This is a genomic window from Bacillus sp. 95MFCvi2.1 (genome assembly GCF_000374965.1).
Taxonomy (GTDB): Bacteria; Bacillota; Bacilli; order Bacillales; family Bacillaceae_G; genus Bacillus_A; species Bacillus_A pseudomycoides.
On the sequence record NZ_KB895708.1, the window covers coordinates 36,324 to 57,368 of the forward strand.

Consider the following 21,045-nt stretch of genomic DNA (forward strand, 5'->3'; position numbering starts at 1 on the left):
GAGTGAGATATCAAAAGGATAGCTAAATTCTTTTGATTCACAATGAATAGTCCCTTACAATGCCCTTGCAAGCCCATCCCAAGCCCCTTACAAGTAATAAATCATTACAAAAACAAAAAAAAACTACTACTACAAGAATCATCCTAAAAGAAATAAAACCGTATTAGTCATTTTTTTAAAATCAAATTGCCAAATTTCCTCATTCGTCCTTATATCTATTAAGGAAACGGCAATTTCCTATGTGCCGCAAAAGATGGGAGGAATCAATATGGCAGTATACCGGAATGTACAGGTGGATTTTTGGCAGGATGATTTTGTATTGGACTTAACGCCGGAGGAACGATACTTTTACATATACTTGCTGACATGCTCTAAAACGACGCAATGCGGCATTTATCCGTTACCGAAGCGTTTGGCGGAGATGGAAACAGGTTATAACCGGGAGACTGTTGAGAAGCTACTGCAGCGGTTCATTGACTATGGAAAAATATTATATGATGCAGAAACGAAGGAGCTATACATCCAGAACTGGGTGCGCTATAACCTAGTTACGAACACGAACATCGAGAAATGTGTTTTGCGTGAGCTAAAGACTGTGAAAAGCAAAAAGTTTTTACATATGTTTCTTCAAAAATGTTTGGAGGAAGGGCTGAGCATTCCGCTGTTATTGGAGCATTTTGGCATGCCGGTTGAAGAGTCTCAAGCTGTTCCTCAAGATGATGCCGAAAGCTGTGAAACAGATGGGGAAATTGATTCGGGAGGTAATGTATTCACGTTTTATGAACAAAACTTTGACAGCTTGTCACCGCATACGATGGAGGAACTGAATGCGTGGATGGATGATCTGTCAGATGAACTTGTATTGAAAGCACTCCAGATTGCCTATGAAAATAACAAGCGGACGCTTGCTTATGTGAAGGGCATTTTACGGGACTGGCATGAAAAAGGATATACGAGGCTTAGTGAAGTAGAGGAAGCAGCAGTGAGGTTTCGGAAGAAGGAACCGTCTGTTGCCCATGATACTGAGAAATTTCTAAATGATTGTGAAGAATGGGAGAAAAACGTACCGTCTGAAGAAGAGCTACAGAAGTTCTTGCAGGAACATGGGTGGCGCCCGTGAACTAGAAAAGGGAGATTATACATTATTGATTTAATATGTGTGGTCTATGCGCATAATACATTGGCAGAAGTAGACGCCTAATCAGCTGTCTTGTGTTACTATGAAAAGAAGATTACGAAAAACATCATAGAATGCTTAAAATTTTTGTTTTATGTAACGGAAAAAGAAAGGCGGTGAGTCTGTTAATAAAAACATGAATAGGAAAATGTCTATGTTTTTAATAGCAGAAAACAATGAACAACTACAAATTAACAATTCAATATGACGGAGGCCGCTATAAAGGTTGGCAACGTCTTGGAAATAATGATAATACGATTCAAGGGAAAATCGAAAGTGTATTATCAGAAATGACCGGAAGAGAAATCGAAATTATTGGCTGCAGCAGAACAGATGCTGGTGTACATGCTCTTCACCAAGTAGCTAATTTTAAGATTGATGAGAATTTACCAGAACTTAAAGTTAAAAAGTATTTAAATCAATACTTACCAAACGATATTAGTATTACTGATGTAGAGTTAATCTCAGAACGCTTCCACGCTCGCTACAACTCAAAAGCGAAAACGTATTTATATAAAATTTGGAATGAGGAACATACAAATCCATTTATGCGTAAATACAGCATGCATGTTGGGAAAAAGTTAAATATTGAAAACATGCAAAAAGCAGCGCAATATTTAATTGGTTCACATGATTTTACTGCTTTTTCTAATGCTAAATCTAAAAAGAAATCTATGGTTCGTGAAATATATATGCTCGATGTCGTGGAAAGTGAAGGTTTCATCCAAATTAGAGTGAACGGAAATGGATTTCTTCACAATATGGTGAGAAAAATCGTTGGAGCATTAGTAGAAGTTGGATTAGGTCAGTTAGATGCTGAAGTGATCCCACAAATTTTAGAAGCGAAACAACGAAATCAAATTAATTGTCTTGCGGATGCGAGTGGATTGTATTTGGAGAAGGTTGATTTTTAGGGAAAAATAAAGACCGTCCTTTCGGAACGGCCTTTATTTTTTATGCTTATAGAACATTCTATGATTACGTATTTAGCCCATACTTTTTTAATCGATATTGCAAGTTTTGTCTACTTAATCCTAAGTATTTTGCGGCTTGCGAGATATTTCCATTATGTTCTTTAAGCATTTGAATAATATATTCTCTTTCCATTTCTTTTATTGTGTTCTTTAAAGTTTTCGATGTATGATCTAATTTATCTGTTTCCCATCTAGCTAGAGGAGGTTGAATAGGGGATTCGTTTTTTGTTAGCTCATAAAAACGAGCTGGGATATGGGATGTTGTAATAACGTCCTCATCTTCAATTAAGTTCATAGCCCCTTCAATTATGTGCTCTAATTCGCGTATATTGCCGGGCCAATCGTGTTTATAGAAGAAATTTATTACGCTGTCATCCACACCTTGTACTCGTAAACCAAACTGCATATTATATTTTTCAATAAAGCTATGAAGAAGCGGTAAGATGTCTTCTTTCCGCTGTCTTAAAGGTGGGAGAAATAAAGTAACGACGCTTAGTCTGTAATATAAATCTTTTCGCAGGCGATTATGCGTGATAGCTTCAATCGGATCTTCATTAATGGTAGCTATGATTCGAACGTCGACTTCTTTTTCTTGTGATCCGCCGATTCTTCGTATTGTTTTATCTTGTATTGCCCGCAATAATTTAGCCTGAAGTGCAGGGCTTAGCGAGTTAATTTCATCTAACAATAAAGTTCCACCATGTGCTTCTTCAAATAAGCCTGGTTTATCGATTGCGCCTGTAAACGCTCCTTTATTCGTACCGAATAATAAGCTTTCCATTAAAGTTTCAGGAATGGCAGCACAATTTTGTGAGATAAAAGGTTTTCCAGCACGTTGACTTTTATTATGAATACTTTGTGCAAATAGTTCTTTTCCAGTTCCTGTTTCTCCCACAATCAGTATAGAGGAAGAGGTACGCGTTACTTTTTTTGCTTCTGTAATAACCGATTGAATCGCGCCTGAATTACCTATTATATGATTGAAGGTAAATTTCGTATGATGCCCTCGAATCGCGCGCCCTTTACTCGTTTGCCTTAATGGAGGAAATTCTTTTACGATTTCAACAGCGCCCTTGATTTTTCCATTCTTCACTATAGGGAAGGTGTCATTAATCGTTGTAATCTCTTGCCCCCTATTATTAAAATAAGTCTGTTTTATATTTTTCTTTGCTTTGCCAAGTGTTAATGCCTCTATAAGAGTACTATTCTGGTTTTCTTCAAAAGCAAATACTTCTAAAAGATTTTTATATAGTACATCTTTATGATCCATTGATTCAATCGCCATCATTTTGCGGTTATAAATGATCGTCTTACCTTCTTCGTTAATCATATGAATGCCAATATCAATTTCATTCAGTAAAGTTTCATATAGCATATTCATTTTAACTAATTTTTTGAAATTGATTTCTTCTGTATACATGTTTCATCTTCTCCTTGTTATACCCTATGAAGACTGATTTTTCTTAATTTTAATAAAATTTTTGCGAGTATGCAAAAAAAATTTGCATGTTTAAGGTGAAAAATCTTTAAAAGAGAAGAAAGATATTGCGTGGAATTCAGATTTTTTCAGTACTATCTCTTAATCCTAAGTAAGAAATTAGGTTGGTATATATCTTGCATGAATAGTAGTTGAATCTTATAAATTTGGAGGTGGGGGAAAAGAGTTACATGCGCACTTAATAAGAAAGAGGGGTTTAAAAGATGAAAACAGTAATAGAAAACGTGTACAGCCCTTGCTATGGCAGAGTTGCAAAATTATTTATTAATGAAAGTTCCTACGTATATGAGTGGGAGAAATTAGCTTTAATTGAAACGATGGATGAACGGAAAGTAGAAGTTAAAGTGGGAATCAGCGGTTATGTGGAATTGCTAGAAGTAGAAGAAGGACAAGTTATCACGGAGAAAACATTATTAATAACAGTCAGGGATGATTTATTGATTACAGGAAGTGATTAATATAGTCCTTCTGGATGATGTACCGTTTTCTAAGGATCTTTTAAACAATTGTGGAAAATTATAAAAAATTTTAGTAGCAACTATTTATCGTATGATAGGTATTTCCTTGGATTGGGAGATTTTCTTTTGAAAAATCTCCCTCTTGTTACAATTCTATCGTAATCATGAGTATGCACTTTATTTTTTTATATTATTTTTTAAAGCGTTTACATTTCTGCTAGGGGGGCTCATATGGAAAAGCAAAATCAGGAGTTAAAGCGAGAGCTAAAAAGTCGACACATATTTATGATTGCACTTGGAGGGGTTATTGGCACAGGTCTTTTCTTAGGATCAGGTTATACAATTCATGAAGCAGGGCCAGGCGGTGCGATTGTAGCGTATCTTGTTGGGAGCTTTGTTATGTATTTAACGATGCTTTGTCTTGGAGAGTTAGCTGTTGCTATGCCGAATGCAGGATCTTATCAAATGTATGCTACAAAGTATATTTCGCCTGCGGTAGGTTATGTAGTTGGTTGGATGTCATGGTTAAACTGGGCTGCTACGATAGGGATTGAGTTGATTGCAGTAAGTATTTTAATGAAGCGCTGGTTTCCGCATGTACCATCTTGGATATGGTGCGTCGTGTTTGCAGTCCTTCTTTTTTCGATTAATGCATTATCCTCACGGAGTTTTGCAGAGGTTGAGTTTTGGATTGCCGGCATTAAAGTAATTACAATTATTGCATTTATTATTTTAGGCGGGGCAGCGATGTTTGGATTTTTACATATGAAAGGAAATGACGCAGCACCGATGCTTTCAAACTTTACTGATCACGGGGGACTGTTCCCGAATGGACTGAAAGCGATTCTAATTACCATGATTGCCGTTAATTTCTCCTTTCAGGGGACCGAGATTGTTGGGATTACGGCCGGTGAGAGTGAAAACCCGGAGAAAACCATTCCGAAAGCAATTAGAAATACAGCTTGGCGTATATTCATTTTCTTTATACTTTCTATGTTCATACTCGCTGGGTTATTCCCATGGGAAAAAGCGGGATTAGTAGAAAGTCCATTCGTAGTTGTATTTGATAAAATTGGGATTCCGTATGCCGCAGATATTATGAACTTTGTTATTATTACAGCGGTGTTATCAGTAGCAAATTCGGGCTTATATGCAACTTCTCGTATGCTTTGGTCTATGTCGAAGCAAGGGATGATTAGTCCAATTTTTGGGAAGTTATCTAAAAACGGTGTTCCTATTTATGCATTACTTACAAGTACAATTTTTGGTTGTCTTTCTTTATTATCTGGTATATATGCAGAGGATACAGTTTATTTATGGCTTCTTTCTATTGCAGGATTCGGTGGAATACTAGTCTGGGCATCGATTGGTTTATCAAATTTTCTTAGTAGAAGAATGTACGTAAAGCAAGGCGGGGATATTAAGGATTTGAAATTTAAAACGCCGTTGTATCCGTTTGTGCCGCTTCTTTGTTTCGGATTAAATATGACTGTAATTGTGGGCATGGCTTTTATTCCAGATCAACGTATGGCATTGTATTGTGGTGTTCCATTTATGATTGTTTGTTTACTGTTTTACCGTGTTACAAAAAATAAGAAAAAATCAATGGAACACATTGAAAAGAAGGACACAGTAGAAGTAAAAAGTTTATGATGGAATTTTAGGTTTGATTTTTATGTAGATGAGTAATAGTGTTATAAAAAAATCAACCGTAGGTACATAATCACAGCTTTATGTTATATGTAGAGAATGACAGGATATCATTAGTATTGAAATGAAAATCAAAAAAACGAGCTAATCTACCAGATAGCTCGTTTTTTATAAAATACATGTAGACTAAGAGGATTGATCTTTTTTGATTTGTAGTTTAACAGTCCAAAAAGCAGCAAGCATAATCGCTGCGATACAACCGCTAACTGTCCCGAGTAGCTGTGCATAAGGAAGGCTATTCATGTCGCTGTTGAGAAAAAACATCATGCATAGGATTGCAGGGAAAAGGTACAGATAATATAAGCGTTTCAGTCGTTTATCTTTTATCATCAACTTAGCCCCTTTTTATAAATTTATAATTAAATTATAACATAAAATTTCCCAATTCGTGTGGTGAAATTCTGATTTGTGAAAGAGTAAGAAAAGTTTCATCTTAAGTTATGGATAAAATGAAGAAGTTGAAGTTCAGCAGTTGATTGAGTTTACGAAAGTGATTACCGCTTTTATCTATGAATGGTGTCATACACAAAAATAAGAAAAAATTAAGGTTTTCCTAATAAAAGGATAAGATACATCATGTAATATGAAAAGTACCTGTCGTGTAATCGTACAAACTTTGATGTTTGTACGATTTTTTAGGATGGAACTATTTCAGAAGCTAGTCAAATTAGAATTCCGAAATAGTTCCATTTTTCTTGAGCAGCCTCTAAGTTTTCTTCTTTATATCAGCCAATTTCTCTTTTGCTAACTCAACTGCAATTGCATCATCCAAATAGCCAATTGGAAATATATAATCTGGAATAATGTCTGTTGATAAAACAAAGTACAGTAGGGCACTTCCAATGATAGCACGCTCATTGAGAGGAGTGGACTCTTTGCAAAATTGATGATACATATCTGTTAATTGCTCAATGAAAGGACCTGTACTATCAATTTGCTCTAGTTTTGTTGAGAAACTCTCATGAATGCGTCTCTGACCTTCTGTTGTTTGTGCATATCTTTCATAATTTTCAAGTTCCTGTTTCACACGAGTTGTTGTGTACTCATAATCAAATAAGTTGGAGGATTGTAATGTTTGTTGAATTGCATCAAGTGATGTGTACATATCTGTTTTTTCTTTTTTTGTATGAGGGGAATCTGTATAGATTGCATCATATAACACTTGCGGTGGAATTTGCAGACATTCTGCAAATTTTTGCAGGTGTTTTTGTTTTGCTTGTTGTTTACCATTTATAATTCTTGAAATTGTGGAAGGATCAATGTTTGTAAGTGTTCCTAATTGGCGCATAGATAAGGCACGTTCTTTTAATAATTTTTTTAATAAGGTACCAAGTTTATCATTTGGATTTTGAGTAGACATAGTTTTGGCACTCCTTTTTTTTCTAAGGTGTTGAAAAAATGTGGAGCTTTTTATTACAAGTATATGAAGCTGACAGGCACAGTTGCTCAACATTTGCATAATATGCAATGAAAAGTGAACAGAAGGAGTGAATGTTGATGAGTACAGCCAGTTTATTTTCAATTTTTTTGATTGGAATTGCTTCTAATTTAGATAATGCAGGTGTAGGTATTGCGTATGGGATTCGCAAGATTCGAATTTCTGGATTTAATAATTTTATCATCGCCTTTTTTGGTTTCTTGTTTGCTCTATTGGCTGGCTTTTTTGGAAGTTGGATTTCATTGTTTATTTCAGATTTTATCGCAAATTTAATTGGTGCACTTGTACTCGGGATAATTGGGGTATTTGTTTTATGTCAACCCTTACTTAGTAAGCAAGGGGAGGTATCAGAGAAAGATGGAAGCGTGATGAGAATATTACGTAATCCTGAGAATGCTGATTTTGATAGATCTAAAACAATCAGTTTTTCTGAAGCATTGGTATTAGGTGTTGCATTATCAATTAATAATCTTGCAGGGGGATTTGATGCGGGAGTAACCAACTTGAATCTTTGGTGGACTGCAATTATCTCAGGTACATTTAGTTTCATTTGTATTAGCGGTTTTTCCTATATAGGGAAGAGATTTTTAGCGGAATACTTAGGAAAATGGGCAACAATTATTGCGGGCATTTTACTAATTCTTATCGGAATCGATCAATTGATGTGAGAGCAGATTGGAAAACAATATTCGAATATTTCCTTGGAAATAAAACAAAGTACTGCATATATCGACGTGTTTTTCTTCATACTAACATTGATTTCTTTTAAAGAAAGGGGGATGAGTATGGGACGTGGTAAAGCATTTGATCATAAGAAAAAAGGTCATGATCATCAGCCGCCTAAAGGAGCATTCATTCATAAGGATGTAAATGAGCATACGTTAGAAGAGGAAGAATTACCAGTTAATATTGAAACGTACAAAAATAGTTTAAAAAAACATTAAAGCACCTATATAGGTGCTTTTTTAGCGGATGTCCTCAATTAATTGCTGTGATTCTTCATACATGCCATATTCACCTAGAACTTGAATGCAACGCCATTTTAATTCCTCAATACTTGGTTCAAGTTCTTCGGGAAGGACATGATGAATGTCTTCAAGCCCCATTCCAAAATGAATAAGCTCTAGTACTTGATCATCAATATTTCGATCCATTAATAATTCCAATACTTCTAAATTGAATATGTATCGATAAGCCTCATCGGGGGAAACAACTTTTAATTTTAGGCTTTCTACAATACTGAGTATAAAAAGAAGGATGGTTTTTTCTAGGACAGGCTGTTCCTCCATTTGAAAAATAAGTTTCATTTCTTTTACACCTCCACCGTATAGCGTTAGGTTGTACTATATTATTCGGGAGGGGGGAACAAATATGCATAATAAAAAAAGTTATCCTATTTAAGTGGGGGCAGGATAACTTTTTTATTTGTTGGAATTTGAAATTGAATTATAGGTAATGAGGAAAACTGTCATTAAGAAACCTTTTTAAAAAATACTCCAACCTTCCTGAGCGGAGAGTAACTCTAATATTTTAAATCCAGCGATACTATTTCCATTTGCATCTAGAGCTGGTCCAAAAATACCGATTCCCATTTCGCCTTTTACGCAGCCAAAAATACCACCGGCTACCCCACTTTTTGCGGGAATACCAACGCGGATTGCAAATTCACCAGATTCGTTGTACATGCCACATGTTACCATAAATGTTTTGCAAATTTTTGTGATATGTCTTGGAATAATTTGTTTTTTCTTATATGGATCGTAGCCATCCATTGCGAAGATTAAACCAATACGTGCTAAATCAATACAGTTTACTTCAATAGCACATTGACGTGTGTATAAATCCATTAATTCCTCGATATTGCCATCAATGATGCCATTTTGCTTCATATAGTAGCAAAGAGAACGATTTAAGTAAGCAGTTTCTAGTTCAGAGATGGCTACTTTTGAAGAGTAGTTAATTGTAGGATTGTCTGTAATATCACGTACGAAGCGGAGAATTCGTTCCATCTTCTCTTCGTTACTATCTCCTGTAAGCATACTTGTAATAGCTAGCGCACCAGCGTTAATCATTGGATTAAGAGGTTTAGAAGGGCTAGTTGTTTCTAGCTTAATAATAGAATTGAATGGGTCACCAGTGGGCTCCATTCCAACTTTAGAGAATACATATTCTTCACCGCGATCTAGAAGAGCAAGAGCAAGTGTAATTACTTTTGAAATGCTTTGAAGGGTGAAGAGTGTTTGTGAGTTACCAGCATGGATATATTCTGTCTCTTTATGGTAGATAGCGATCCCTAAATCGTCTGGATTTGCATTTCCTAGTTCGGGGATATAAGTAGCAAGTTTACCTTTTTTTGTATATGGCTTTACTTGTTCTAACAGCTGTTGCAAGTTATTTATCTCGATGCACTGCATAATACCAACGCTCCTGTTCCTGTTTCACTAAGTTTACTGTTCCCTATAAACTTGGAAATAAATAATAACATGAAAAAGTGGAATGATAAAATGAAACTTCTATTTGAATAAAAATTGAAAACAATATAAACCCTTTTTTAGTTGGGAGAGAGGATCTGGCCATGCATAGAAGTGGTCAGATCTTCTTCCTGCCCCATGCCAAGTAAAACAAAGAGAGAAAACGAGGGCAGGTCACCTTTTGTTCTTCATAGCCGTGGCTTATATGTTGGAAAATCAAAATGGCTGTATAGTTGCCTTATCTTTCATTTTAGTCGGTAATAAAAGGAAAATCCCCCTTTTATATAACAGTTTGAAAATGGGGAATATATCCATAAAAAGTTCATAAATAAAAGCTACACATCTATACAACTATATGTTATTATGATTATGTAATAGAAAGCGTTTTCTAAGGTGCAATTATAATGATAACGATTTCATAAATTGAATAGGGGGAATTACAATGTTGCAGTTTCTACAACGTATTGGTAAAGCGTTAATGCTTCCAATCGCAGTGTTACCAGCAGCAGGATTATTGCTTCGTTTAGGTCAACCAGACGTATTTGATATTCCTGTTATGGCACAGGCCGGTGCAGCAATTTTTGATAACTTAGCACTTATTTTTGCAATTGGTGTTGCAATCGGTTTATCTGTTGATGGTAGTGGTGCCGCAGGTCTTGCAGGTGCGATTGGTTATCTAGTTATGAAGAATACAACTAATACTTTAAGTGTTAGTTATTCAACAGCAGAATTAAATGATAAATTAAAAAGTGTTCAAGACTTACTCGGTTCAGTTGATCCAAGTAAGTTAGCAGATACAATGACAAAAGTTTCAAAAGCATCGGCTTTAACACCGAAGATAAATATGGCTATACTTGGTGGTATTATTGCCGGGGTTGTCGCTGGCTTATTATATAACAAATTCCATAAGATTAAGTTACCAGAATGGTTAGGATTCTTTGCAGGAAAACGATTCGTGCCAATTATTACTTCTGTTGTCATGCTTCTTTTAGGATTAGTATTCGGTCAAATTTGGCCAACAATTCAAAGCGGTATTGATGCAGTAGCACACGGTATTGTAAACTTAGATGCAATCGGAGCTGGTCTATTCGGTTTATTAAATCGTCTATTAATTCCAATTGGTTTACACCATGTAATGAACACATATTTCTGGTTTGTACTTGGTGATTTTACAAATGCAGCAGGCGATATTGTTCATGGTGATATCGCACGCTTCTTTGCGCAAGATCCATCAGCAGGTATGTTTATGACTGGGTTCTTCCCAATTATGATGTTCGGTTTACCAGCAGCATGTTTCGCAATGATTGCAGCTGCTAAACCAGAAAAACGTAAAATGGTTACAGGAATGTTAGCTGGTCTTGCTTTAACATCATTCTTAACTGGTATTACAGAACCAATTGAATTCTCATTCATGTTCTTATCTCCAGTATTATATGGTATTCATGCTGTATTAACAGGTATTTCGTTATTTGTAACAACAAAACTTGGTATTCACGATGGTTTCTCATTTAGTGCCGGTGCGATTGATTATTTCTTAAACTTAGGTATTGCAACAAAACCGTTATTATTAGCGGGAATTGGTTTGATTTATGCAGCAATTTACTTTGCGGTATTCTATTTCTTAATTAAGAAATTTAACTTAAAAACTCCAGGTCGTGAAGATGATGAGGAGTTAGTAGAAGAAGATGAAGATGAAGTACCAGTTGCAGGATCTATCGGTGAAACTTACGTAGCAGCATTAGGCGGAAAAGACAACTTAACCGTTATTGATAACTGTGCGACTCGTTTACGCCTACAAGTCAAAGATGCAAACTTAGTAAATGAGCCAGCATTAAAACGTGCAGGTGCAAAAGGTGTTATGAAATTAAGTAATACAAGCGTGCAGGTTATCGTAGGTACAAACGTTGAATCTGTAGCTGATGATATGAAAAAACATGTATAAATAATTGTAAAAGAGGATGTTCAAAAAGGTCGATAAAGTTGATCTTTTTGAGGGCATCCTCTTTTTTTATAGAAATATTATCGGGAATCTTACTTTTTGGAATTTTCTTTTTCTTTTTTTGTGCATATTTGTTGGTAATACGTTCGTCACATGATAAAGTAGGGATGGTATAAAACAAAACTTCCATTAGTTAGGAGAAATTAGAGGGTATCTTTTTTATGAATGGATTAAATTATTGGTAAATAAGGGGAAAAAAAGAACCATGAATGAAGAAAAGGATAGTGTCAGTGTGAAAGCTCGTCGACCGGTTACATACATAAAAAGAACGGTCATTCTCATTGTATTGTTTTCGCTTGTATATTTTGCGTTTACAAAAATTACTCCACATAATAAGAAAGAGAATGCGTTAAAAGCAACTAAGGAAGTAAAGAAAGAAACGGTACAAAAACAAGCAGAACAACCTCCGGAAGTGCCACAGCAAGCTAATAAGGAAGTGGAACAACCTGTCCAAGGACCACCACAAGAAATTAACGAGAATGCCCAATTAGATGAGTATTTAAAGAGCAAAAATTTTAGTGGAACAGCAGTTGTTGTGAAAAATGGAAAAGTACTTTTGAATAAAGGGTACGGGCTGGCAAATCAGGCGAAAAAAATACTAAATAATTCAGAAACAACATTTTATATTGGCTCAATTTCAAAGGCATTCGTAGCGACAGCGATTATGCAGTTAAAAGATCAAAATAAACTTCAAACAGAGGATACAATAGCGAAATATATTCCTAGTTTTCCAAGAGGTAGCGAAGTTAAATTAGTTCATCTATTGACACATACATCTGGAATTCCTGAATATGAGGCAGGAGCAGATGATATTTCTCATGAGGAATTGTTGAAGCGAATTGGACAACAAAAACGTTTATTTAATCCAGGTGAAAAATGGAAGTATTCGGATTCCAATTATTCAATACTTGGTTACATTGTTGAGAAAGTTAGTGGACAACCATTAGAAGAATATATTAAACAACATATTTTTGATGTTGTAGGCATGAAAAATTCGGGTTTTGGTACTGAATTAGAGAAAACAAAGTATCCTTCTACTGGTTACAAGATTGTAAATAATAATATGACAGTACCTGCTATCCCGAGTATGTCACAATTATATGGAAATGGCGACATATATACGAGTGCAAATGATTTATACTTATTTAACGAAGCGCTATTTTCTGGGAAGCTAATATCCAAAGAAAGCTACAATCAAATGTTTACAGCATTTAAAAAAGATTATGGATTTGGATGGTATGTAAATCCAGGAAGTTACTCTAATCACGGTGTAATGCCGGGATGGAATTGTTTAAATGGATTTAGTAGAAGTGGTAATGCGTATGTTATTTTATTATCTAATATTCAAAATAACATTAAATCATTTGGTACGGTTAATAATGATATTTATACGATGTTGCAGCATATTGAAGTGTAAGAGACTATCTTTTGGGGTAGTCTTTTTTTCATGTAAGTTGAGAATTGATGTAAAAGAAGACGGCATTCCACTAGAAGCAGTTCAATATTTTTCAGCAAGTGGCGGGTCACTTGTTTCGATATCGGTATCTGAACATGCGGATTTTGAAAAAGCGGTATACTATGCGGTAACAACAATTATAACCTTTAAAAATTAGAAGACATCGTAGTAGGATGCCTCTTTTATTGGAAAAGTATAAGAGTTGACAATTAAACTTCGTTGTAACTATAATTGTTTCAACTTGATCGTAAAGGGGAAATTAATCATGACGTTAAAAATAAAAGTCTATTCGGATTACGTTTGTCCATTTTGTTTTTTAGGTGAAAAGCCACTGCAAGAAGCAATTCAAGGAAAAGATGTAGAAGTAGAATGGATGCCGTTTGAATTACGACCATATCCAGCGGAGCGAATTGATCCATGGAATGAGCCAGATAAATTAGGGATGTTTCAAAGCACAATTATGCCATGGGCAGAGCAAATGGGTGTTGATATGAAACTGCCCCGACTTTCACCGCATCCATATACACATACAGCTTTTGAAGGATATCAATTTGCGAAAGAATATGGAAAAGGAAATGAGTATCAGCACCGTGTATTCACAGCATTTTTCCAAGAAGAACGAAATATCGGCGAAATTGAAGTGCTAGTAGAAATTGCTGGAGAAGTCGGATTGAATCAAGAAGCATTTCGAGCTGCTTTAGAAAATCACACATATAAAGCAGCTCATGAAAAAGCAGTACATCATGCATATTATGAACAGGGCGTACAAGCTGTACCAACATTTATTATTGGTAATAGCGTTGTCCAAGGTGTCCGAGATAAAAAAACGTTAGAAGCAGTGATTGAACAAGAATTGAAAAAAGAAACTACAACTTTGTCAGAAGGAATGACATGTAACATAGATGGTTGTGAGTGATAAAAATAGCTGTTGGGAGTGTCCCAACAGCTATTTTTATTTTAAATAAGTTCTGCCATTTCTCTATGTTCAAGCTTATATGTAGCAAAAACCAAAAGAGGAGGTATTAGAAATTAAGTATGCAATTCCCCCGCAGTATTTGCCCGTCCCAAGTAAAAGACGTTCTGGATTACAAATGGATCAAGTTACATTTGTTGTTGCTCATGATACCGGAAATCCAAATGCAACAGCTGCTCAAAATATATGGAGAAGAAAATGATTTATCCCGCATTAACGGACAGTAACACTCCCACCTCAAAATTCAGCGAAAGCAAAGAAGTTAGGTGGGAGATGAACTGTCCGTAAAAGCCCGATTGGTGAGGGCTAATAATCAGTGGAGGATGGAGAAAACCCTCACTGATTAAAGTTTCACTTTATATTGTGTGGGGACGAACGAATGGATTAGTGCAAATTCGAAATATGTAAAATATATTTCCAATTAATCATGAAAAGAAGTGTACCAAACAGGTACACTTCTTTCTATTCTGTTCTAAAAAAACTATAACAGAATAAGAGGTAAGGGTATTACAGTTTGAAATGGGTATGACCCTTTATACTACAGAATAGGATTCGTTCATAAGAATACCAAAAAAATACAATTAAGGAAAGAGTTAATTTAAAAGAGTTTTAAATGAAGTTAACACTATGTGTATAGTGATTTGTTCAATATTTCACAAACGTGTCACAACTATCTCATTCACTTTTTTAAAAAAAGTAGTATTCTAAATGTGTAAGCTGTTATATAAAAAATCTTAGTCCTGTACTAATCAAAAAATGGAGGAGATTAGGATGACTCAAGTATTAGAAAATGTAAAAAATGCATGGACAAACTTTAAAGGTGAAAAGTGGAAAGCAGAGATTGATGTCCGCGACTTCATTTTAAATAATGTAAACATTTATGAAGGTGACGAAGCCTTCTTAGCGGGAGCAACAGAAGCAACGAAACAACTTTGGGATCAAGTAATGGAGTTAACAACACAAGAACGTGAAAATGGTGGCGTTCTTGATATGGATACAAGCATTGTTTCTTCTATTACATCTCACGGTCCTGGATATTTAAATAAAGATATTGAAAAAGTAGTTGGTTTCCAAACTGACAAGCCATTTAAGCGTTCATTACAACCTTATGGTGGTATTCGTATGGCAGAACAAGCTTGTGAAGCTTATGGATACGAAATGGATAAAGAACTTAGTCGTATTTTCAGAGATTGGCGCAAAACGCATAACCAAGGTGTATTTGATGCTTATACTCCAGAAATGAGATTAGCTCGTAAATCAGGTGTTATTACAGGTCTTCCAGATGCATATGGTCGAGGACGTATTATTGGTGACTATCGCCGCGTGGCATTATACGGTGTTGATCGTTTAATCGAAGCGAAAAAAGAAGACTTAAATTTAACCGGCGGTGTAATGAGCGAAGATACAATGCGTTTACGTGAAGAGTTATCCGAGCAAATGCGTGCACTTCAAGAGTTAAAACAAATGGCTGCTTCTCATGGTTTTGATATTTCTAAACCAGCAACAAATGCACAAGAAGCATTCCAATGGTTATACTTCGCTTACCTTGCAGCGATTAAAGAACAAAACGGGGCAGCAATGAGCCTTGGACGTACTTCTACATTCTTAGATATCTTCATCGAAAGAGATATTGAAAATGGTACATTAACTGAAGAAGCGGCACAAGAAATTGTCGATCATTTCATTATGAAATTACGTCTTGTGAAATTTGCGAGAACACCTGATTATAATGAATTATTCTCTGGTGACCCAACTTGGGTAACAGAATCTATCGGTGGTATTGCACTTGATGGTCGTCCATTAGTAACGAAAAACTCATTCCGTTTCTTGCACACATTAGATAACTTAGGACCAGCTCCAGAGCCAAACTTAACAGTTCTTTGGTCTAAACAATTACCACAGAACTTTAAAAACTACTGTGCGAAAATGTCTATTAAAACATCTGCAATTCAATATGAAAATGATGACATTATGCGCCCAGAGTATGGCGATGATTACGGTATTGCTTGTTGTGTGTCTGCAATGAGAATAGGTAAGCAAATGCAGTTCTTCGGAGCTCGTGCAAACTTAGCTAAGACACTATTATATGCAATTAATGGCGGTAAAGATGAAAAATCAAAAGAACAAATTGGACCTGAATTTGCACCTATCACTTCTGAAGTATTAAATTACGAAGAAGTTATGCGCAAATTCGATATGACAATGGAATGGTTAGCTGGTTTATATTTAAACACATTAAATGTTATCCATTATATGCACGATAAATATAGCTATGAACGTATTGAAATGGCACTTCATGATACAAATGTTCTTCGTACAATGGCAACGGGTATCGCTGGCTTATCTGTAGTAGCTGATTCTTTAAGTGCAATTAAATATGCGAAAGTAAAACCAATTCGTGATGAAAATGGCATTGCAGTTGACTTTGAAATTGAAGGTGATTTCCCTAAATACGGTAACAACGATGACCGTGTAGATGAAATTGCAGTAAACCTTGTGAAAACATTTATGAACAAGCTTCGTAAACATAAAACATACCGTAACTCTGTTCATACAATGTCAATCTTAACTATTACATCTAACGTTGTATATGGTAAGAAAACTGGTAACACTCCAGACGGTCGTCGTACTGGTGAGCCATTTGCACCAGGTGCAAACCCTATGCATGGACGTGATACAAAAGGTGCACTAGCGTCACTATTATCTGTTGCAAAATTACCTTATGAAGATGCGCAAGATGGTATTTCTAATACATTCTCAATTATTCCAAAAGCACTTGGTAAAGAAGATGATGTACAAGTTAAAAACTTAGTATCTATGCTTGATGGATATGCAGTGAAAGAAGGACATCACTTAAACATTAACGTATTTAACCGTGAAACATTAATGGATGCAATGGAACATCCTGAAAAATATCCACAATTAACAATTCGTGTATCTGGTTACGCAGTTAACTTCATTAAATTAACTCGTGAACAACAAATCGATGTAATTAACCGTACAATGCATGAAAGTATGTAAGTAAAAAGTTTCCCTCTGTTGTAATAAAAGCAGAGGGAGGCTGTTTCAATAAAGGAGGAAGTTAACATGGTAAAAGGAAGAATTCATTCTGTAGAGTCTTGTGGTACTGTTGATGGCCCAGGAATTCGTTATGTCATATTTACACAGGGGTGTCTATTACGCTGCCAATATTGTCATAATGCTGATACGTGGGAAATCGGTAAAGGAAAAGAAATAACAGTTGAAGAAGTGATGCAGGATGTTACATGTTACCTTCCTTTTATTGAAGCTTCCGGTGGTGGCATTACTGTGAGCGGTGGGGAACCATTACTGCAGTTAGACTTTTTAATTGAGCTATTTAAGAAATGCAAAGAAATTGGAATTCATACAACAATCGATTCTTCTGGAGGCTGCTATTCTGAAGAGCCAGAGTTCCAAAGAAAATTAAATATTTTAATGGACTATACAGATTTAGTATTATTAGATTTAAAACATATCGATCCTAAAAAGCACCGTAAATTAACTGGTAAAACGAATGAACACATTCTACAATTTGCTCGTTATTTATCTGATAAACAAAAACCAATTTGGGTAAGACACGTATTAGTTCCAGGTGTTACTGATAGTGAAGAAGATTTGCAGAGATTATCTAGCTTCATTCAAAGTCTTTCTAATGTAAAGAAAGTTGAAGTCTTACCATATCACAAGCTTGGTGTATATAAATGGGAAGCACTTGGACATAAGTATCCTCTTGAAGGGGTAGAACCTCCAACAGAAAAAAATGTTCAAAAGGCAAAAAATATTTTACAAGCAGTCTAATCCATTTGGATTAGACTTTTTGCTTTCTTTTAATAAAATCTAGAGTATATCTATAGAAAAGAGTATACTGAAAGTGGAATATCCATATTTTTGTAAAGAAATAAGAGGATAAATTTACATAATTGTAAAGGGAAAACCAAATAGTAACAAGAATTAAGAAGTAGCAGGGTGAGTATCATGGAATATGATCATTTGTAAGTTATTGCGAAAGCTCTGATAGGAAAGTATAATGTAAAGATATGAGCACAGATAGGATTAAGGGGTCAATCTTATATGCTTTGCATATCCACGACAGGTACATAGCTAACATGAAAGTGTTGGAATCCAAACATGTAATTTTTTTTAGGAAAATGTTTTTCCTATTGTCGTATATGCAATATGGGAAAGCGAAAAAGCTAGGAGTGGATTTGTTTGATAAAAAACCCCAAGGTTTTAATATTAACTGCACATTACGGTAACGGTCATGTGCAAGTAGCAAAAACATTAGCACAAACATTTCGTCAAAAAGGAATTGAGGATGTGATTGTGTGTGACCTATTTGGAGAGTCACATCCAGTCATAACGGATATTACAAAATATTTATACTTGAAAAGTTATACAATAGGTAAAGAGCTATATCGCTTATTTTATTATGGTGTAGAAAAGATTTACGATAAGAAAATTGCATCGTGGTATGCGAATTTTGGGAGAAAACGCTTAAAAGCATTATTACATGCAGAAAAACCAGACATTGTTATTAATACATTTCCAATTATTGCAGTACCGGAATTGAAAAAACAAACAGGTTTCTCAATTCCTGTTTATAATGTGTTAACAGATTTTTGTTTACACAAAATATGGATTCATCGTGAAGTAGATCGTTATTTTGTAGCGACAGATCATGTGAAAAAAGTAATGGTTGAAATTGGTGTACCTTCAGAGCAAATTGTAGAAACTGGGATTCCAATTCGTAAAAACTTTGAATTAACTATTAACCCGGAAATCCTATATAGTAAATATCACTTATCTCGTGAGAAAAAGATTTTACTTATTGTAGCAGGTGCCCATGGTGTATTAGGAAATGTAAAAGAATTATGTCAATCATTTATGACAGTTCCTAATCTTCAAATAGCTGTTGTCTGTGGGAAAAATGAAGCCTTAAAACAAGAGTTATTAGGGCTTAAGGAACAAAAGCCTGAGGCATTAACAGTATTTGGTTATGTAGAGAATATCGATGAGTTATTCCGTATTACCTCTTGTATGATTACAAAGCCAGGAGGCATTACATTAAGCGAAGCGGCAGCTTTACAAGTACCTGTCATTTTATATAAACCAGTACCGGGACAAGAAAATGAAAATGCAATATATTTTGAAAAAAAAGGAGCTGCACTTGTAATTCGTGAAGATGAGGACATTTTTGCGAAAACAAAGGCACTATTAGAAGATGATAGGAAGCTCTTACAAATGAAAGAAGCGATGGGAAGTATCTATCGTCCAGAGCCAGCTTGCCACATTGTAGATGCAATTTTAGAAGAGAACCATGTGCAATCTAATCATATGCCGATTAAGTCGCCAGCTCTTGCTCAATCTTTTACGTAATATGAAACCCTCTTTGTATTTGGAAAGAGGGTTTCTTTGTTGTTTTGTAGGAATTCAGTATAAAAGTTAAAGTTAGTCACAAGGTATAACTGCCCTAGCCAAAACAGTTCCCCTCGATAAAGTTGTATGTTTTTATATATTCGTTATATGTTATCCACAAGAGAATGCGGTTTCAATAGACGGTAAAGTCGGAATATTAACAACGATATCCACATTGTCCACAATTTTCAGAAAAAATATCCACAAAATAAACATGATATTTGTGATTAAGTTTATAATAATCCAAAAGAATCGATAAATTTATACACAATTCTATTATTTTTGTGGATAAAGTTTTCCACAAAAAATACCCCTTATAATATAAGGGGTAAATCTTTACTTTGTCATCCAAAAAGTAAAGGGTAGGAGAGGGTAAAAAAATTACCTCAAGTTTCACTTTATCCCACTATTTGTGGGCAGTAAAATTCCATCTCAAACTTTGACGAAAGCAAAGAAGTTAAGTGATCAACTGCCCGTAAAAGCCCGATTGGTGAGGGCTGATAATCAGTGAAGGATAAAGCACCCATTGATTAAAATTTCACTTTATAATTATACACCTTTAGGGCGATATCCCGCTGCACGATCTGCTCTTCGAAACTCTCGTTGATAAAGAACCTCTTGTGTACTATTTAATGTATTTCTTGCTTTTTCACGTTTCTTTCTATCCATTACAGATCACCTCGTGTCATAAAGTTATTATCTATCATTTCCAATGACATAAAGAGGTATACACAATAAACAAGTATATTCATTTTATCCCGCTATTCGCGGGCAGTAAGGCCCCCACAAAATAGGTGGGGGATAAGTTTCCCACTGATTAAAGTTTCACTTTATAATTAGTGACATACTACGCTTCTTTTAAATGATGAGTATCTTGGAATGTAGTATCACGCATTGTAGAAAGAGTATATTGATCTTTTGGAATTTCATATAAGTTATATACTTCTTCGATTGTGTTAATTTGATCATAAACAGCTTTTCTAGTTTCGTTTGCTAGGTTTACATATGGTAGTTTTTCAGCTGCTTTCATCGAACGAATATTTACTTTGCGAATACGCATAAAGATTATTTCAATATCTAACTCATAGAAAAGCTCGCTGAAAAAAGCATCTTTTGCTAATTTATTATACCCCTGGCCATGATACGGTTTTCCAAGCCATGTACCAAGAAAACCAGCTTTTTCTTGCACATCAAATAAAGTAATCGTGCCGATAGGGTTTCCCCATTCATCTAAAATTGTGCGTGAAATTAATTCACCACGCTCTTCTGCTTCTATTGTTTGCTTTGTTAAAAATAAAAACTCTTCGTATGAATAAGCTTTTTGACGCACAAAAGGGAAGACAGCAGGATCCACCATTAAATCATATAGAACGTGGCTGTCGTGTAAGTCGCGTTTTTTTAACATACTAACTCCTCCTCATATGAGGGTAGCATGACGAAAAAACACCCCACCCT

19 protein-coding genes and 1 pseudogene are annotated in these 21,045 nt (G+C 35.2%); 13 read left to right on the top strand and 7 right to left on the bottom strand.

Annotated features, from left to right (window positions below; all coding sequences use genetic code 11):
* Positions 1-268 precede the first annotated feature (268 nt).
* Together C568_RS0121805 and truA are read left to right on the top strand one after the other, a co-directional pair.
* On the top strand, positions 269-1,120 hold the full coding sequence (locus C568_RS0121805) for a DnaD domain-containing protein (protein ID WP_018782715.1): 852 nt from the start codon (positions 269-271) through the stop codon (positions 1,118-1,120).
* A 233-nt stretch (positions 1,121-1,353) separates the two neighbouring features.
* Complete coding sequence (truA, locus tag C568_RS0121810; RefSeq protein ID WP_006093342.1) at positions 1,354-2,091, top strand: tRNA pseudouridine(38-40) synthase TruA; 738 nt, start codon at positions 1,354-1,356, stop codon at positions 2,089-2,091.
* A gap of 64 nt (positions 2,092-2,155) precedes the next feature.
* Here the strand turns inward: truA and C568_RS0121815 are convergent, their stop codons facing one another.
* Positions 2,156-3,571, bottom strand: a complete 1,416-nt coding sequence (locus tag C568_RS0121815) for a sigma-54 interaction domain-containing protein (protein WP_006093340.1) — start codon at positions 3,569-3,571, stop codon at positions 2,156-2,158.
* A 281-nt stretch (positions 3,572-3,852) separates the two neighbouring features.
* Here C568_RS0121815 and C568_RS0121820 point away from each other — a divergent pair, with 281 nt between their 5' ends.
* Together C568_RS0121820 and C568_RS0121825 are read left to right on the top strand one after the other, a co-directional pair.
* Complete coding sequence (locus tag C568_RS0121820; RefSeq protein WP_006093339.1) at positions 3,853-4,107, top strand: hypothetical protein; 255 nt, start codon at positions 3,853-3,855, stop codon at positions 4,105-4,107.
* Between the two features lie 231 nt (positions 4,108-4,338).
* Positions 4,339-5,760: an amino acid permease gene (locus C568_RS0121825; protein WP_006093337.1), complete on the top strand. Its 1,422-nt coding sequence runs from the start codon at positions 4,339-4,341 to the stop codon at positions 5,758-5,760.
* A gap of 183 nt (positions 5,761-5,943) precedes the next feature.
* On the opposite strand, the gene C568_RS0121830 is transcribed toward C568_RS0121825, so the two are convergent.
* Both C568_RS0121830 and C568_RS0121835 read right to left on the bottom strand, forming a co-directional pair.
* Positions 5,944-6,147 carry a hypothetical protein gene (locus C568_RS0121830; RefSeq protein ID WP_018767239.1) on the bottom strand — a complete coding sequence of 68 codons (204 nt, stop codon included), beginning with the start codon at positions 6,145-6,147 and terminating at the stop codon, positions 5,944-5,946.
* A 376-nt stretch (positions 6,148-6,523) separates the two neighbouring features.
* Positions 6,524-7,177 (bottom strand): DUF1232 domain-containing protein, encoded by a 654-nt coding sequence (locus C568_RS0121835; protein ID WP_003194865.1) that lies wholly within the window; start codon positions 7,175-7,177, stop codon positions 6,524-6,526.
* Between the two features lie 137 nt (positions 7,178-7,314).
* Here C568_RS0121835 and ytaF point away from each other — a divergent pair, with 137 nt between their 5' ends.
* Positions 7,315-7,923, top strand: coding sequence for a sporulation membrane protein YtaF (ytaF, locus tag C568_RS0121840; RefSeq protein WP_018782716.1), 609 nt, complete (start codon positions 7,315-7,317; stop codon positions 7,921-7,923).
* 117 nt (positions 7,924-8,040) lie between these two features.
* Positions 8,041-8,199, top strand: a complete 159-nt coding sequence (locus tag C568_RS34845) for a hypothetical protein (protein WP_000532411.1) — start codon at positions 8,041-8,043, stop codon at positions 8,197-8,199.
* Between the two features lie 21 nt (positions 8,200-8,220).
* On the opposite strand, the gene C568_RS0121850 is transcribed toward C568_RS34845, so the two are convergent.
* A complete protein-coding gene (locus tag C568_RS0121850; RefSeq protein ID WP_003194872.1) occupies positions 8,221-8,562 on the bottom strand; it encodes a DUF3969 family protein in 342 nt (113 codons plus the stop codon).
* Positions 8,563-8,739: 177 nt separating this feature from the next.
* On the bottom strand, positions 8,740-9,669 hold the full coding sequence (gene glsA, locus C568_RS0121855; protein ID WP_006093333.1) for a glutaminase A: 930 nt from the start codon (positions 9,667-9,669) through the stop codon (positions 8,740-8,742).
* Between the two features lie 499 nt (positions 9,670-10,168).
* Between glsA and nagE the strand changes: the two genes are divergently transcribed.
* From nagE to C568_RS0121895, 7 genes and pseudogenes are all read left to right on the top strand, one after another.
* Positions 10,169-11,668, top strand: a complete 1,500-nt coding sequence (gene nagE / locus C568_RS0121860) for an N-acetylglucosamine-specific PTS transporter subunit IIBC (RefSeq protein WP_006093332.1) — start codon at positions 10,169-10,171, stop codon at positions 11,666-11,668.
* A gap of 262 nt (positions 11,669-11,930) precedes the next feature.
* Positions 11,931-13,142, top strand: a complete 1,212-nt coding sequence (locus C568_RS0121865; protein WP_006093330.1) for a serine hydrolase domain-containing protein — start codon at positions 11,931-11,933, stop codon at positions 13,140-13,142.
* Positions 13,143-13,185: 43 nt separating this feature from the next.
* A pseudogene (locus tag C568_RS34375) lies at positions 13,186-13,338 on the top strand (sugar ABC transporter ATP-binding protein); the annotation flags it as partial.
* 108 nt (positions 13,339-13,446) lie between these two features.
* Complete coding sequence (locus C568_RS0121875) at positions 13,447-14,097, top strand: DsbA family oxidoreductase (protein WP_018782717.1); 651 nt, start codon at positions 13,447-13,449, stop codon at positions 14,095-14,097.
* A gap of 828 nt (positions 14,098-14,925) precedes the next feature.
* Positions 14,926-17,175 carry a formate C-acetyltransferase gene (gene pflB, locus C568_RS0121885; protein ID WP_018782719.1) on the top strand — a complete coding sequence of 750 codons (2,250 nt, stop codon included), beginning with the start codon at positions 14,926-14,928 and terminating at the stop codon, positions 17,173-17,175.
* Between the two features lie 66 nt (positions 17,176-17,241).
* Positions 17,242-17,973: a pyruvate formate-lyase-activating protein gene (pflA, locus tag C568_RS0121890; RefSeq protein WP_003194887.1), complete on the top strand. Its 732-nt coding sequence runs from the start codon at positions 17,242-17,244 to the stop codon at positions 17,971-17,973.
* A gap of 411 nt (positions 17,974-18,384) precedes the next feature.
* Complete coding sequence (locus C568_RS0121895) at positions 18,385-19,551, top strand: diglucosyl diacylglycerol synthase (RefSeq protein ID WP_018767243.1); 1,167 nt, start codon at positions 18,385-18,387, stop codon at positions 19,549-19,551.
* Positions 19,552-20,139: 588 nt separating this feature from the next.
* Here the strand turns inward: C568_RS0121895 and C568_RS33435 are convergent.
* Both C568_RS33435 and C568_RS0121905 read right to left on the bottom strand, forming a co-directional pair.
* A complete protein-coding gene (locus C568_RS33435) occupies positions 20,140-20,259 on the bottom strand; it encodes a YfhE family protein (RefSeq protein ID WP_003194890.1) in 120 nt (39 codons plus the stop codon).
* Between the two features lie 178 nt (positions 20,260-20,437).
* On the bottom strand, positions 20,438-20,995 hold the full coding sequence (locus tag C568_RS0121905) for a GNAT family N-acetyltransferase (RefSeq protein ID WP_018782720.1): 558 nt from the start codon (positions 20,993-20,995) through the stop codon (positions 20,438-20,440).
* Positions 20,996-21,045: the final 50 nt, after the last annotated feature.